Source organism: Bradyrhizobium sp. cir1 (assembly GCF_014198245.1).
GTDB lineage: Bacteria > Pseudomonadota > Alphaproteobacteria > Rhizobiales > Xanthobacteraceae > Bradyrhizobium.
Map to the genome: position 1 here is coordinate 364,221 of NZ_JACIHE010000005.1, position 13,413 is coordinate 377,633.

Annotated in this window: 14 protein-coding genes; 6 read left to right on the top strand and 8 right to left on the bottom strand. The window is 63.4% G+C overall.

Annotation, left to right across the window (positions count from 1 at the left end; translation table 11 throughout):
• The first annotated feature begins 318 nt into the window (after positions 1-318).
• Positions 319-705 carry a hypothetical protein gene (locus GGD63_RS14505; protein ID WP_183243002.1) on the top strand — a complete coding sequence of 129 codons (387 nt, stop codon included), beginning with the start codon at positions 319-321 and terminating at the stop codon, positions 703-705.
• 107 nt (positions 706-812) lie between these two features.
• On the opposite strand, the gene GGD63_RS14510 is transcribed toward GGD63_RS14505, so the two are convergent.
• From GGD63_RS14510 to GGD63_RS14540, 7 genes are all read right to left on the bottom strand, one after another.
• Complete coding sequence (locus GGD63_RS14510; protein ID WP_183243004.1) at positions 813-1,973, bottom strand: DGQHR domain-containing protein; 1,161 nt, start codon at positions 1,971-1,973, stop codon at positions 813-815.
• Positions 1,966-2,535: a hypothetical protein gene (locus GGD63_RS14515; protein WP_183243006.1), complete on the bottom strand. Its 570-nt coding sequence runs from the start codon at positions 2,533-2,535 to the stop codon at positions 1,966-1,968. The genes GGD63_RS14510 and GGD63_RS14515 overlap by 8 nt, the downstream gene beginning before the upstream one ends.
• Positions 2,526-3,332 carry a Dam family site-specific DNA-(adenine-N6)-methyltransferase gene (locus tag GGD63_RS14520; protein WP_183243008.1) on the bottom strand — a complete coding sequence of 269 codons (807 nt, stop codon included), beginning with the start codon at positions 3,330-3,332 and terminating at the stop codon, positions 2,526-2,528. The genes GGD63_RS14515 and GGD63_RS14520 overlap by 10 nt, the downstream gene beginning before the upstream one ends.
• 100 nt (positions 3,333-3,432) lie before the next feature.
• A complete protein-coding gene (uvrB, locus tag GGD63_RS14525) occupies positions 3,433-6,348 on the bottom strand; it encodes an excinuclease ABC subunit UvrB (protein ID WP_183243009.1) in 2,916 nt (971 codons plus the stop codon).
• 104 nt (positions 6,349-6,452) lie between these two features.
• Positions 6,453-6,686 (bottom strand): hypothetical protein, encoded by a 234-nt coding sequence (locus GGD63_RS14530; protein ID WP_183243011.1) that lies wholly within the window; start codon positions 6,684-6,686, stop codon positions 6,453-6,455.
• Positions 6,687-6,725: 39 nt separating this feature from the next.
• On the bottom strand, positions 6,726-6,950 hold the full coding sequence (locus GGD63_RS14535; protein ID WP_183243013.1) for a hypothetical protein: 225 nt from the start codon (positions 6,948-6,950) through the stop codon (positions 6,726-6,728).
• Positions 6,951-7,063: 113 nt separating this feature from the next.
• Entirely contained in the window at positions 7,064-7,981 is a 918-nt protein-coding gene (locus tag GGD63_RS14540) for a LysR substrate-binding domain-containing protein (RefSeq protein ID WP_183243015.1), read from the bottom strand.
• 349 nt (positions 7,982-8,330) lie between these two features.
• Between GGD63_RS14540 and GGD63_RS14545 the strand changes: the two genes are divergently transcribed.
• The 3 genes from GGD63_RS14545 to GGD63_RS14555 all read left to right on the top strand — a co-directional run bounded on the left by GGD63_RS14545 (position 8,331) and on the right by GGD63_RS14555 (position 10,194).
• Positions 8,331-9,110 carry a sulfite exporter TauE/SafE family protein gene (locus GGD63_RS14545; RefSeq protein WP_183243017.1) on the top strand — a complete coding sequence of 260 codons (780 nt, stop codon included), beginning with the start codon at positions 8,331-8,333 and terminating at the stop codon, positions 9,108-9,110.
• The gene (locus tag GGD63_RS14550) at positions 9,107-9,337 is read left to right on the top strand and encodes a hypothetical protein (protein WP_183243019.1); all 231 of its coding nucleotides are present in this window, start codon (positions 9,107-9,109) and stop codon (positions 9,335-9,337) included. The genes GGD63_RS14545 and GGD63_RS14550 overlap by 4 nt, the downstream gene beginning before the upstream one ends.
• 161 nt (positions 9,338-9,498) lie before the next feature.
• A complete protein-coding gene (locus tag GGD63_RS14555) occupies positions 9,499-10,194 on the top strand; it encodes a glutathione S-transferase family protein (protein WP_183243021.1) in 696 nt (231 codons plus the stop codon).
• Positions 10,195-10,225: 31 nt separating this feature from the next.
• On the opposite strand, the gene GGD63_RS14560 is transcribed toward GGD63_RS14555, so the two are convergent.
• Complete coding sequence (locus GGD63_RS14560) at positions 10,226-10,435, bottom strand: cysteine-rich CWC family protein (protein WP_183243023.1); 210 nt, start codon at positions 10,433-10,435, stop codon at positions 10,226-10,228.
• Between the two features lie 103 nt (positions 10,436-10,538).
• On the opposite strand from GGD63_RS14560, the gene GGD63_RS14565 reads away from it, so the two are divergent.
• Together GGD63_RS14565 and GGD63_RS14570 are read left to right on the top strand one after the other, a co-directional pair.
• Positions 10,539-12,101 carry a DUF1800 family protein gene (locus GGD63_RS14565; RefSeq protein ID WP_183243025.1) on the top strand — a complete coding sequence of 521 codons (1,563 nt, stop codon included), beginning with the start codon at positions 10,539-10,541 and terminating at the stop codon, positions 12,099-12,101.
• A complete protein-coding gene (locus GGD63_RS14570; protein ID WP_183243091.1) occupies positions 12,101-13,318 on the top strand; it encodes a DUF1501 domain-containing protein in 1,218 nt (405 codons plus the stop codon). The genes GGD63_RS14565 and GGD63_RS14570 overlap by 1 nt, the downstream gene beginning before the upstream one ends.
• The last annotated feature ends 95 nt before the right edge of the window (positions 13,319-13,413 follow it).

Here is a 13,413-nt window from a genome sequence, read left to right on the forward strand (position 1 = left end):
ACGCGCCTTGCTGAGAGCTTTTCCCTGCGGCCATCCTTCGAGACGCCCGCTTTAGGCGGGCTCCTCAGGATGAGGACGGAGTTCGCGGCAGCAGTTTCAACAGGCACCGACGCCGATTAGCCTCATCCTGAGGAGGCGCGTAAGCGCCGTCTCGAAGGACGAGGCGCGCGCTCAGGCGGCAGCCAAGAGTCACATGCGATAGCGCTGCCGCACGCGGGGAGAGGCGAAGTCCCCGCCGGCCAACCGGCGTGATCCATCTCACATCACCCCACGGGCCTCGCAGCTATCGTCATCCCCATGTCATCAGGGAGACGTGCCATGGCCGCCATCGCCGCCGCGAGAAAGTCCCGCCTGCACAACGCGCTCGAAGGCCTCGCGCTGATCGCGACGCTGCAGAGCTTCCCGACCTTCGCCACTGCGGCCTTCCTGCTCAAGCTGGTCGGCAACCACGACCTCGTCGGCGACCCCGGCGTCGCCATCTTCGTCGCGATCGCCTCGCTCGCCCACGCGATGCTGGCCGTGACCCTCGGCCCGAGCTTCCCCGCCCCCTTCAAGACCGTCTACGAGCCAAAGTTCTTCGAGGCCCATCTGTCGCTTTCCGACAAGATCACCGCTTGGCGCACCCAGCCGGTCGCCTCGCTCCAGCTCGTGACCATCGTGCTGCTGCTGTCGGTGATGGCGGTGGTGACGGCGAGCGTGGGGTGACAGATTAAATCCGTAATCAGATTCGCTCGATTGTCGCGAAGGACACGCCTCCTATCCCGCTTGCGAGGGAGAGCTGAGTGCATCCGTGATCGAACGAATGCGCGCGCTCAATCACGATCAATTCTGCTTTGCTCAAGCAGCGTTCGATAGAGTTTGGTAGAGCCGCTTCCGCCCGGCGGGAAGTTGTCGGTGTTAAAGTCTTCGTCCGACAGTTTCACCTTGGCAAAGAGAGAGGAATATCTGTCTTTACTGATCACCTTTGGCTGGGTCGTGAAATAGAGATAGGCAGGACGGAAGAATCGGATGAGGCCATTAAATCCGTTGGTTCTTGTTAGGATATTTCCCCTGCCGGTGCTTTCCCAGGCGTCAGGCCAACGATCGTGTACTGCAGAAAAATAGTTTAGGACGTTGGCTAGGATTTTTTCGTCCTCGTTGTTGCGGAAGAATTCGTAGAAGATTCTCTTGTTGTGCTGCTCGGGAGAGATCGGATCCCAAAAGCCAACTCGCTTTCCAACATCTCGGTCATTCAGCGGGTCGTTCGTAATATAGGGAAGTAAGCCGCGGACAATGGTGGCTTGGGACAGGGTTTCACCAAACCTTCCCTCGGTTGCCGTCCCGAGCCGCTTGATCTTTCCTTCAAATGGACTCCTCTTGAGGCTATCCAAAGCCACCACGATTTCATGGCACGTCTTCTCGGGGCTGCGCGCTTTTCGAAGCGCGAAGAGATCGTACACAAGACTCTTGTTTACTTTCGTCTGCGTCAAATTCACAGTCGAAAAAATTTCTGCTTTGGTCGCTTCGTCAACCCCTATGAAAACTGCGACGCTTAAGTCGAAATCCAAGTCCTTGACGTTCTCAAATGCCTTTAGGCGGTGTTGCCCATCGATAATGCTCGCTATGTCCGCGTAATCTATACGAAGATCATCGTCTTCCGAATCTACGTAGGGACGAAGAACTAGATTGTTGCTTTTCTCAAAAGATGCGCAGCGATCGTCCACTGAAATGACGATGGCGGTCGGAAACACTGCGTCCACGGTTTGAATGTACTGCTCGATTTCCTTCACCCGTTTCAAGTCAAGCTTGCGCTGAAATCCTAGGAATTCCTTGAATCCGCCGCTCTCATCGATGCGCCTGAAATCGAACTTGCAGATCTCAAGTAAGTCATAAGCGTTTACCGAGCCGAGGTAGAACGATCCTATGGGCTGCTTGACCTCGACGGCGCCAATTCTCAATTCTTGCGCGTTGGTTTTGCTCTTGCGATCAATCATTGCCGTCACCGAGGGCCTTCAATTTGTCTACCAGAGCGTCGGCCTCTTGCCGCAGCGTTGACCGAGCTGATGGCGGCTTTTCCTTCTCGCCAATCAGAAGCATGAAGTAGATGACAACAAAGAGTGCATAGCAGTAGTAGCTTAGGCGGACGATGGCAGTGTTGTTGATCGTTGAGAATGTTGGATCAATGCCGCCCAGTGCTGCGATAAGAAAGCCGGCTAACGTCACAATAAGGCCGAGAATCCACTTGTAGGCGCGCTGAGGCACTGTCCACTTGAATATTGATAACCAAAGCAGCGTGCCGAGTAGAGAAAACGCGTAAAGATATAGCTGGCCGCCAGAAAAGGACGAAGCAAACACGGTGTTGATGTCGAAGTCGGCATCCTTGCCACTCGTGGCGTTGTGACGAATGACGGCGAGGACAAATGGCGCGACGCCAACGATGATGACGATACAAACTTCGGCAAAGGACTCTAGGAACGGCCACGTCCAAACGGATATGGCCTCTGCGATACGATCAGCTACGAGCCGGCCAAATTTCTTAAGCGAGCCTACTTCCATACGAGTAATTCCGTCGTGGTGCCTCGGGCGGCGCGATCGCCGGAGATAACTGAAGCCCGGTTTACGACTTTGATTGATGCTACATCGGTATAGAGTTCACGAACCGACGCATGATCGGCGTTTGAGAGAAGAAACTTCGCTCCCCGCTTGCTTGCCCTCAATAGCGCGGATCGCAGGCGTTGTTGATCTTCCCAGGAGAACAGCACTTCGTTGTATTTGATGAAGCCATTCATATTGTGGTGGACTGTATATGGCGGATCCGCATAGATGAAATCACCGCTTTGAGCTTGATCAACGACGGTTTCAAAATCGGAGCAGAGCAGCCTTGCATTGCGCAAAATTCGGGACACCGCTTCAAAATCGTCCGTCTCCATGATGACGTTCGACTTTGTGCCTTTGGGCACGTTGAATCTTCCCTTCAGGTTTACACGGTAAAGACCATTCCAGCAGGTTCGGTTCAGATACAAGAAGCGTGCTGCTCGACCTGCAGTCGACCGAGGCTTCATTTCGTCCCGGACATAGTAGTAGTGACTCTTCGAGTGGCTTTGAGCATGTAGCTTCAGATGTCTCGAAACCTTCCCGTGCTCATCTCTCAAAGCGAGATAAGTGTCGATCAATTCAGAATTAACGTCAGACAATATTGCCTCTCTTGGTTGCGTCGAGAAATAGATGCTCCCGCTGCCAAGGAAGGGTTCTATGTAGCGTCCGGAAAACTCAGGAATCCTAAATTCAGAATTGCTAGCTAGCCAACGCTTTCCGCCTGCCCATTTCAGAAAAGGCAAAACAATATCAGGCATTTCAACTCCCCCCGAGGGAGGTCAAATTATACATATTTGGGGAGCGTGCAACCGTTCGTTGCTATCCCTTGGTATGAAGCTCACATCCCTGCCAGTATCTCTACCTCTTCTTCCACCCACCCCGTCTTTCGGGCGCCCCACCCGTCGACTTCGGAGCCGGCCCGAACTCCGGCCCCGACTGCCTCGAATCCGTCGGCTGAATGATCCGGCTGGTGCTGCCGAACGGCTTTGACGGCAGCGTCTGGTTGGCGCGGTAGGGCAGGGATTCCGGGCCGTGCATCTCGTCGAGATGCGGCTTGTGCACCTTCGAGCCGCTGCCGCCGCCGCTCGCCTTCAGCGCGGAGCTCACGGTCTTTTTCTTCATGGCGCTCACCGGCAAATTCGCGGCGTCGCCGTACTTCTTCGTGCCCGCATAGGCGCCGGCCTTGCCCGCGACCGCGCGCTGTTTTGCGGTGGGATCGTCCACCACCGCAAGCTCCGTCGCGCGCAGGCGCTTGACTTCGTCGCGGAGGCGGGCGGCTTCCTCGAAGTTCAAATCGGCGGCGGCCTCGCGCATGCGCGTTTCCAGATCGGCGAGCACGGCTTCGAAATTGTGGCCGATCGAGATGACGTCGTCGGTCATGTCGTGGCCGCCGACCTCGACCAGCACGTGGTCGCGCTCGTAGACCGAGTTGAGGATGTCGCCGATCTGCTTCTTCACGCTCTCCGGCGTGATGCCGTTGGCGGTGTTGTACTCGACCTGCTTCTCGCGGCGGCGGTTGGTCTCGGCGATGGCGCGCTCCATCGAGCCGGTCATCTGGTCGGCGTAGAGGATCACCTTGCCGTCGACGTTGCGCGCGGCGCGGCCGATGGTCTGGATCAGCGAGGTCTCGCTGCGCAAAAAGCCTTCCTTGTCGGCGTCGAGGATCGCGACCAGCGCGCATTCGGGAATGTCGAGGCCTTCGCGCAGCAGGTTGATGCCGACCAGCGCGTCGAAGGCACCGAGACGGAGGTCGCGGATGATCTCGATGCGCTCGATGGTGTCGATGTCGCTGTGCATGTAGCGGACACGGATGCCCTGCTCATGCAGATATTCGGTGAGATCCTCCGCCATGCGTTTTGTGAGCACCGTGATGAGCGAGCGATAGCCCGCTTGCGCGGTGGCGCGGACCTCGCCGACGAGATCGTCGACCTGGGTGCGGGCGGGGCGGATGTCGACGGGCGGATCGATCAGTCCGGTCGGGCGGATGACCTGCTCGACGAACACGCCGCCGCTCTCGTTCAGCTCCCAGCCGCTCGGCGTCGCCGACACCGCGACGGTCTGCGGCCGCATCATGTCCCACTCCTCGAAGCGGAGCGGGCGGTTGTCCATGCAGGAGGGCAGACGGAAGCCGTATTCCGCCAGCGTCGCCTTGCGGCGGAAGTCGCCGCGGAACATGGCGCCGATCTGCGGGATGGTGACGTGGCTCTCGTCGGCGAAGATCAGCGCGTTGTCGGGGACATATTCGAACAGCGTCGGCGGCGGCTCGCCGGGGCGGCGTCCGGTGAGGTAGCGCGAATAGTTCTCGATGCCGGCACAGCTCCCCGTCGCCTCCATCATCTCGAGATCGAAGGTGGTGCGCTGCTCCAGCCGCTGCGCTTCCAGCAGGCGCCCCTGGTCGTGGAGCTGGTCGAGCCGCTGCTTCAACTCGAACTTGATCGACTTGATCGCCTGCACCAGCGTCGGTCGCGGCGTCACATAGTGCGAGTTGGCGTACATCTTGATGAATTCGAGCTCGTCCTGCTTGTGGCCGGTGAGCGGATCGAACTCCTCGATGGCCTCGATGGTGTCGCCGAACAGGTTCACGCGCCAGGCGCGGTCTTCATAGTGGGCCGGGAAGATGTCGATGATGTCGCCCCTGACACGGAAGGTACCGCGGGTAAAGTCGGCCTGGGTGCGCTTGTACTGTAGCGCTACGAGGTCGGCGATGAGCTGGCGCTGGTCGATGCGCTCGCCCTTCTTCAGCGCGAAGGTCATCGCGGTATAGGTCTCGACCGAGCCGATACCGTAGATGCAGGACACCGACGCCACGATGATGACGTCGTCGCGCTCCAGCAGCGCGCGCGTCGCCGAGTGGCGCATGCGGTCGATCTGCTCGTTGATGGAGGAGTCCTTCTCGATGTACGTGTCCGTGCGCGGGACATACGCTTCCGGCTGATAGTAGTCGTAATACGAGACGAAATATTCGACCGCGTTGTCAGGGAAGAAGTTCTTGAACTCGCCATAGAGCTGGGCGGCGAGCGTCTTGTTCGGCGCCAGGATCAGCGCCGGGCGCTGCGTCGCCTCGATCACCTTGGCCATGGTGTAGGTCTTGCCGGAGCCGGTGACCCCTAACAGCACCTGCGAGCGGTCGTTGCGCTCGATGCCCTCGACCAGCTCGGCGATCGCGGTCGGCTGGTCGCCGCGCGGCTCGTAGGATGACTTGATCTCGAAGCGCACGCCGCCTTCGGACTTTTCCGGGCGCGGCGGCCGGTGCGGCGTCCACACTTTCATGGAGCCGTCGTTCTTGCGGAACTCCGGGCGGCCCTCGCGGATCAGCGACTCCAGCGCCTCCGCGGTCGCCTTGACGCCGAGCGCCTCCATCTTGTTGCGCGGCGGACGCGCCAGCGCTTCCGCATCGTCCTCTTCGGTGGGCAGACCGAGCTGGCGGGCCAGTTCCGGATCGAGCGTCGGGATCGTGGCGGCGGTGCCGTAATTGGCCTGCGGCGCCTCGTCCAGTCCCGCCGGGCGGTCGCTCGGAAACTCCTTCGGCGTCGAGGCCCTCGCGCGATGCGCGGCGGCCTCGCCGCCGGCGCGGCGGTCGCGCGAATTGTCCGGCGGCGGCTGCAGGCCGGTGCCCGAGCCAAGCCCGGCATCGCCGCGGTTGATCGCGGGATTGAGCAATTCGGCCAGCGCCGGCCCGATCGGCTGCACGTCAGGCCGATGTGCCTTCGAGTTGGGGGCCTTGGTTTTGGGGGATTTGCCGGACTTTTCGGAGGATGCAGGTTTCTTCGCCATGGGGCGAATATGGGACGAGTCCGCCCCTCAGAAAAGGGCGAATGCCCGGCCATGCTCAGGCTGCTGACAGCAGGTTGGCAGCAGGCCTGTCGCCGTTCCAGCGCTCATGCCGCCGGCAGCGGTCCGTCGTCGTCCTCGACCGCCTGGCGCGGCTTCAGGACGTCGAGATGGATGCCGCCGCAATCGGTGCAGCGCATGGTCCAGTACTCGCATCCGGCGCGGCCGCCGATCACGCGGAGCACGGTGAGATCGCCGTCGCAGTCGGGGCATTTCGACAGCACCGATCGGGCGTAGGATCGGGCCAGCGGCTGGGTCTCTTCGATCTCGATAGACGACATCACCGGTTCCTCGTTTCACGCCGCGCTGTGTTGAAAGGCCTATTCGTCGTCGCGGTCGGCGCGCCGGCGGAAGCGATCGATGTGGTGCTTGGCGTCGGCGATCGCGGCGTCCTGGTCGGGCCAGGCGAAGCCGACCTCCATGGCCGGAAACAGCACGCCGTCGATGGCTAACGGGCTGAAATCGGCGCGCCGGATGCGGGCGTGCCACAGCCCCTTGCCAGCTTCGAAGGATTCGATGTCAAAGCCGTCGTAGAGGGTCGTCATTGCTAGTCCCCAAAGTGGTCCGTACGTGTCTTGTTGGAGGGGCAAGGGACCACGTTCGCGGATTTTGGGATGTGAAGCCGTTCACACGGGGCCGGCTTTTTTGACCCGCAGCGTCAGTTCCGCGCGGAACTGCGGCCGGCGCGCCGCACGGGACGGGCCGCGGGTTCCGATGCCGCGCGCATGATCCAGCGGCGGAACGCGGCGAAGTCGCGCTGCTCGGTCTGGAAGCTGCGATAGAGCAGGTACCAGCGCATGCCCTTAGGGACGGAGAGGTCGAACGGGGCGACCAGCCGCCCGGCGGCGAGATCGTCGTCGATATAGGGCCGGATCCCCATGGCGATGCCGAGCCCGTCGGCGGCGGCCTGCAGCGCCTGGCCGTAGAACTGGAACTCCGGTCCGCGCGCGTTGATGCGCGCAAGGCCGGCGGCCTTCAGCCAGATCGGCCAGTCCTCGGGCGAGTGCGCGACGCGGATCAGGCTGGGTCCCCTGAGATCGGCCGGTCGCTTCAATGAAGCGGCGAGGCGGGGCACGCAGACCGGCGTGAGGTCGCCGGCAAACAGCGGCTCGGCGACGAGGCCGGGCCAATCGCCGGTGCCGAGCTTGATGCCGCAATTCCAGTCCTCGCCGAACGGCACCAGCGCGCCGCCGGTGGTGAAGCGCACCTCGATGTCGGGCTCCTCGCTGCGAAACTCCGACAGCCGCGGGATCAGCCAGCGCATCGCAAAGGTGTGGCCGACGCCGATGGTGAGCACGCGGACGCTGGAGGGCGCCGTCACCTGCGCGGTCAGGCTTGCCAGCGCGTCGAAGATCGGCGTCAGCCCGCTCTGATAGGCGCGGCCGGCCTGCGTCAGCACCAGGCGGTTGGCCTTGCGCTCGAACAGCGCGACGCCGAGCCGCTCTTCCAGCAGATGCACCATGCGGCTGACGGCGGCCGCCGACACGCTGAGTTCGAGCCCGGCCGCAGCAAAGCTGCCGGTCCGCGCCGCCGCCTCGAATGCCTTGATGCCGTTGAGAAACAGCAGCCGCCGCAAATGCAAGACCCTTGTGCAATACCCTCAGGAAAGCTGATGCCAGGGCAAGATAACTCAGTTTGCGCTGGCGGGGCAAGCGAGGCACAAGAATGAGAGTAATTCCAAGTTGTGTTTCGAGGCAGCCACCGCGATCTTCGCCTCTCCCCGCCTGCGGGGAGAGGCCGGAATTTGCGAGAGCAAATTCCGGGTGAGGGGGACTCTCCGCGAGTCTCACTCTCGCCGTGATCGCGGATGCAGCCCCTCACCCCACCCTCTCAGGGCGAGCTACGCTCGTCCCGACCCCGTAAGAACGGGGCGAGGGAGTGAAGCAGTCTGCGTCCCTTACTTGCTACCGCAGGAGAATCCTCTCGTGACGCCCATCATGATCGCTGCCCTTGGATTGCTGATGGTCGCCACCGCGTTCCTGTCGGGCCTGTTCGGCATGGCGGGCGGGCTGATCCTGATCGGCGTGCTGCTGGCCCTGATGCCGCTGCCGACCGCGATGGTGCTGCATGCGATCACGCAGATGGCCTCGAACGGCTGGCGCGCGTTTTTGTGGCGAGCGCATATCCGCTGGCGGCCGGTCGCGAACTACATGGTCGGCGCTGCCGTTGCGCTCGCGGCCTGGTCGCTCACCCGCTACGTGCCGGACAAGCCGACGGCGCTGCTCTTGCTCGGCGTCACCCCGTTCATGGCGCGGCTGCTGCCGGCGAACATCAAGCCGGACCCCGACAGGCTCTGGCAGGGCACCGTCTATGGCACGATCTGCATGGGCCTGATGCTGATGACCGGCGTCTCCGGCCCGCTGCTCGACACCTTCTTCCTCGGCGGCGATTTCGGCCGGCGCGAGAAGGTGGCGACGAAAGCAATGTGCCAGCTCGTCAGCCATTTCACCAAGCTGATCTATTTCGGCGGCATCATCGACCAGGCCGCGAGCCTCGATCCCGTGCTCGCCGGCGTTGCCATTGCAGCCTCGATGCTCGGCACCACGCTGGCACGGCGCATCCTCGAAGCCATGACCGACCAGCAATTCATCGCCTGGTCCAACAAGCTGATCACCACCATCGCCTGCTACTACATCGCCTATGGCGGCTGGCTGCTGGTTCGTACCCCCGTGCTGGCCGCTTTCGACAAGGGAGGTTTGCAATGAGCGAGACTGCCGATCCGCTGGTGCTGGATTTCGTCGAATGGGTCGCACGCGAGCCACGCGCCTATGCCGAGGTGATCGCGACCTGGAAGACCTCGTGCCCGCGCCTCACCATCTGGGAAGACGCCGCCGACCGCGGCTACGTCGCGCGCGAGACGCTGCCGGGCGTGGGGCTGGTCATCGCGGTGACGGAAGGCGGCGAGAGGCTGCTGCGCACCAACGGGCGGTGACGCGCACTGCCGCCTCCACATCGTCATTGCGAGCGCCAGCGAAGCAATCCAGAATGCTTCCGCGGCGGCAGTCTGGATTGCTTCGTCGCATCTGTGCAAAATTGCTCTGCAATTTTGTCACGAGCTCCTCGCAATGACGGAGCATGAGGAGGCCGCCAACCATGTCACTCAAACTCTTCGAGCTCGTCGGCACTGACGCCGCACGCCCGTTCAGCCCGTATTGCTGGCGCACGCGGATGGCGCTGGCGCATAAGGGTCTATCGGCGGAGACGCTGCCCTGGCGCTTCACCGAGAAGAGCGCGATCGCGCCGCACGGCTCGGAGAGGGTCCCGGTGCTGCTGCATCACGACAAGCCGGTGGTCGATTCCTGGACCATCGCGAATTATCTCGATGACAATTTCCCGGATCGCCCGTCGCTGTTCGGCGGCGAGGGCGGCCGCGCCATGGCGCGCATGATCAATGCGTGGGGCGACATCGCCATCGTCGGCGGTCTCTCTCCGCTTGTTATCGCCGATATCCCGAACAACCTCGGCGAGGTCGATGCCGCCTATTTCCGAAGGTCGCGCGAGGCGCGGTTCGGCAAGAGCCTGGAAGAGGTCCAGGCGAGCCGCGACACCGGCGTCGTCGCGTTCCGCAAATCGCTGGAGATCATGCGGCAGACGTTCAAGACGCAGCCTTTTCTCGGCGGGCAGGCGCCGAACTATGCCGATTACATCGTGTTCGGCGGATTCCAATGGGCGCGCGTGGTGAGCCCGTTCAAGCTGCTGGAAACGGATGATCCGGTCTACGCCTGGCGCGAGAAGCTGCTGGATGCGTTCGACGGCATGGCGCGGAAGTCGCCGGGATTTGCGGTGTAGGGCACGCTCACTCTCCGGCGTCGTCTTGCGCCTAACCAGCAGCGCTCGCCTCCGCCGCCGCCTTGCGCAAACACGCCCGGCACAGGCAATCCTCGCCCTTGACCGGCATCGGCAGCCGCGCCGTTTCCTCCGCGCACCAGCAGGTGCCCGACAGATCGCAGCCGAACTCTGTGCCGCAGCGGGAGCAAATGAGGCTGCGCGCAAGTGCCGGCGCTAACGGCATTTCTTTCGGAATTGTCATGATTTACGCCGAAGCTTCGCCGTCATTTTCATGTCGGGTTCATCTGTCGCTGCGCTATATTATGCGCCGCGCACGCATCAGGAAAGCGGCGAAGGACAAATCGATGGCCCGCGATTCGCAAGCCGCCCTCGTTGCGCTCAACCGCTTCGGCTTCGGCGCCCGTGGCGGGGCATCCGGCGATCTCATCAACGCGGCCTCCGATCCCCGAGGTTTCGTGAAGGCGGAACTGGCCCGTCCCAACGGCGTGCTGCTGGAGGCGTCGGGCCTGCAATCGACGTCGCAGCTCGGCCAGGCCGTGTTCGCCTATCAGGACCAGGTCAAGCAGGCGCGCGAGGCGGCCGCCAAGGCCGGCACGCCCCCCGAGGCGCCACCGCCGCAGGCGCCAGCCGATCAGAAGCCCGCTTTGCGCCGCAATCTTTCACTCAACACAGCCGCGAGCGAGATCGCCGGCCAGATGGCCGAGGCCAAGCCAACTGAGGCGCCAGCCAAGCCCGAGACCATGCAGCCCAATGCGGCGACGCCGCCGGCCGCAAAGCCCGCGCCGCAGCCGCTCAACGTGATCCAGAAAACCTTTCGCGCCGAGGCGCTGGCGCGCCTGCAGCGCGCGACGCTGGTCGAGTGCGGCTTCACCGAGCGGCTGGTCGTGTTCTGGTCCAACCATTTCTGCATCTCCGCGACCAAGGGCGAGCTGGCGCGGATCTGGGCCGGCGCGTTCGAGCGTGAGGCGATCAGGCCGCATGTGCTTGGACGCTTCGCCGACATGCTCAAGGCGGTCGAGCAGCATCCGGCCATGCTGTTCTTCCTCGACAACCAGCAATCGCTCGGGCCGGACTCGCGCGCGGGCCAGAACCGTAAGCGCGGGCTCAACGAAAATCTCGCGCGCGAGATCATGGAGCTGCATACGCTCGGCGTCGGCGGCGGCTACACGCAGGACGATGTCACTTCGCTCGCGCGCATCATCACCGGCTGGACCTTTGCCGGAAGGCAAGGGCAGCTCGGCACACCGGGCTCCTTCGTGTTCAACACCAATGCGCATCAGCCCGGTCCGCAGATGCTGCTCGGAAAGACTTACGAGCCGACCGGCCTGGCACAGGGCGAAGCCGCGCTGGCCGACATCGCGCGGCATCCATCGACCGCGAATTTCATCGCGACGAAATTCGTCCGTCACTTCGTCGCCGACGAGCCGCCGCCGGCGCTCGTGGCGCGGCTGTGCGACGTCTTCGTCAAGACCGACGGTGACCTCAAGGCGCTTGCGATGGCGCTGGTCGATTCCGATGAGGCCTGGAAGGCGCCGCTGACCAAGATGCGCAGCCCTTACGATTTCCTGGTCGCGAGCGGCCGGCTGCTCGCGCGGGTGCCCGAGGATCCCGGCCAGTATCTCAACAGCCTCAACCTGCTCGGCCAGCCGCTGTGGTCGCCCGCCGGTCCCAATGGTTTTCCGGATACCAGCGCCGCCTGGGCTGCGCCCGAAGGCATGAAGCTCAGGCTCGACATCGCCGCGCAAATGGGCGCGCGGCTCGGCAACAACATCGATCCGCTCGACCTGCTGGAGTTCGCAGCGGCGGATGCGGCTTCGATCGAAACGCGCCGCACCATCGAGCGTGCGGAATCGCGCCAGCAGGCGCTGGCGCTGCTGCTGATGTCGCCGGAAATGCAGAGGAGATGATGATGGACTGCGTCGAGAACCGCCTCCTCACCTCGCGCCGCGGCCTCTTGCTCGGCGGCGCCTCCTTCGCGGCCTGGGCTTACTTGCCGAAATTCGCCCGCGCGGCTGATGGGCGCGATCCGCGATTGATCGTCGTGATCCTGCGCGGCGCGCTCGACGGGCTCTCGACCGTCGCGCCGCTCGGTGACCCCGATTATGCCGGCCTGCACGGCTCGATCGCGCTCACCGTCGATGGCGCGCATCCCGCGATCCTGCTCGACTCATTCTTCGCGCTGCATCCCGCGATGCCGGAATTCGCGCGCATGTATCGCGACAAGCATGCCGCAGTGATCCATGCGGTGGCGACGCCCTATCGCGACCGCTCGCATTTCGACGGCCAGGACGTGCTCGAGAGCGGCTATGCCGGCCCCGGCCGCGTGCAGTCCGGCTGGCTCAACCGTGCGCTGGAAGCGCTGCCGCGCGGCGAGCGCGTGTCCAGCGGTCTTGCGGTCGGGCCGACCACGCCGCTGGTGCTACGGGGCAATGCGCCGACGGTCGGCTGGGCGCCGGTCGCGCTGCCCCAGGCCGACGACGACACCGCGATGCGCCTTGTCGATCTCTACCGCCACCGCGATCCCGCTTTGTCCTCGGCGCTGTCGCAAGGTCTTCAGCTCGACAAGGTCGCTGTTGGCGACGACATGAAGCCGAAGGGCGGCAATCAGGTCGCGCAGATGCGCCAGGTCGCGCGCGGCGCGGCCAAGCTGATGGCGGCCGACGATGGTCCGCGCATCGCCGCGCTCGCCTTCGACGGCTGGGATACGCATGCCAATGAGGGCGGCCCGGTCGGACGTTTGGCCTTCCTGCTCGGCGGGCTCGACGGCGCGCTCGCGGAATTCGAAAGCGGCCTGGGGGATCGCTGGCGCGACACCGTCGTCGTCGTCGCCACCGAATTCGGTCGCACCGCGCGCATCAACGGCACCGACGGCACCGATCACGGCACCGGCACCATCGCGCTGCTCGCCGGCGGCGCCGTGAAGGGCGGCCGCGTCATCTCCGATTGGCCGGGCCTGAAGCTTGCGAACTTGTATGAGGCCCGCGACCTCAAGCCCACCACGGATTTGCGCTCGGTAGTCAAGGGCGTGCTGCAGGACCAGTTCGGCCTGTCGGATCGTGTGCTGGCGGAGACGGTGTTTCCGGATAGCGCGAGCGCAAGGCCGATGAAGGGATTGGTTGCTTAACCTCTCCCCGCCCTTCGCGGGGAGAGGTCGGATTGCCCCGGCGATGCGCAGCATCGTCCGGTGCAATCCGGGTGAGGGGCAGGGCACGCTGTTCC

Bases quoted from the DNA above. Each gene is read 5' to 3' on its own strand.
- GGD63_RS14505 (WP_183243002.1), top strand. From the start codon at position 319: ATGGCCGCCATCGCCGCCGCGAGAAAGTCCCGCCTGCACAACGCGCTC.
- GGD63_RS14510 (WP_183243004.1), bottom strand. From the start codon at position 1,973: ATGATTGATCGCAAGAGCAAAACCAACGCGCAAGAATTGAGAATTGGC.
- GGD63_RS14515 (WP_183243006.1), bottom strand. From the start codon at position 2,535: ATGGAAGTAGGCTCGCTTAAGAAATTTGGCCGGCTCGTAGCTGATCGT.
- GGD63_RS14520 (WP_183243008.1), bottom strand. From the start codon at position 3,332: ATGCCTGATATTGTTTTGCCTTTTCTGAAATGGGCAGGCGGAAAGCGT.
- uvrB (WP_183243009.1), bottom strand. From the start codon at position 6,348: ATGGCGAAGAAACCTGCATCCTCCGAAAAGTCCGGCAAATCCCCCAAA.
- GGD63_RS14530 (WP_183243011.1), bottom strand. From the start codon at position 6,686: ATGTCGTCTATCGAGATCGAAGAGACCCAGCCGCTGGCCCGATCCTAC.
- GGD63_RS14535 (WP_183243013.1), bottom strand. From the start codon at position 6,950: ATGACGACCCTCTACGACGGCTTTGACATCGAATCCTTCGAAGCTGGC.
- GGD63_RS14550 (WP_183243019.1), top strand. From the start codon at position 9,107: ATGAGCGAGACTGCCGATCCGCTGGTGCTGGATTTCGTCGAATGGGTC.
- GGD63_RS14555 (WP_183243021.1), top strand. From the start codon at position 9,499: ATGTCACTCAAACTCTTCGAGCTCGTCGGCACTGACGCCGCACGCCCG.
- GGD63_RS14560 (WP_183243023.1), bottom strand. From the start codon at position 10,435: ATGACAATTCCGAAAGAAATGCCGTTAGCGCCGGCACTTGCGCGCAGC.
- GGD63_RS14565 (WP_183243025.1), top strand. From the start codon at position 10,539: ATGGCCCGCGATTCGCAAGCCGCCCTCGTTGCGCTCAACCGCTTCGGC.
- GGD63_RS14570 (WP_183243091.1), top strand. From the start codon at position 12,101: ATGATGGACTGCGTCGAGAACCGCCTCCTCACCTCGCGCCGCGGCCTC.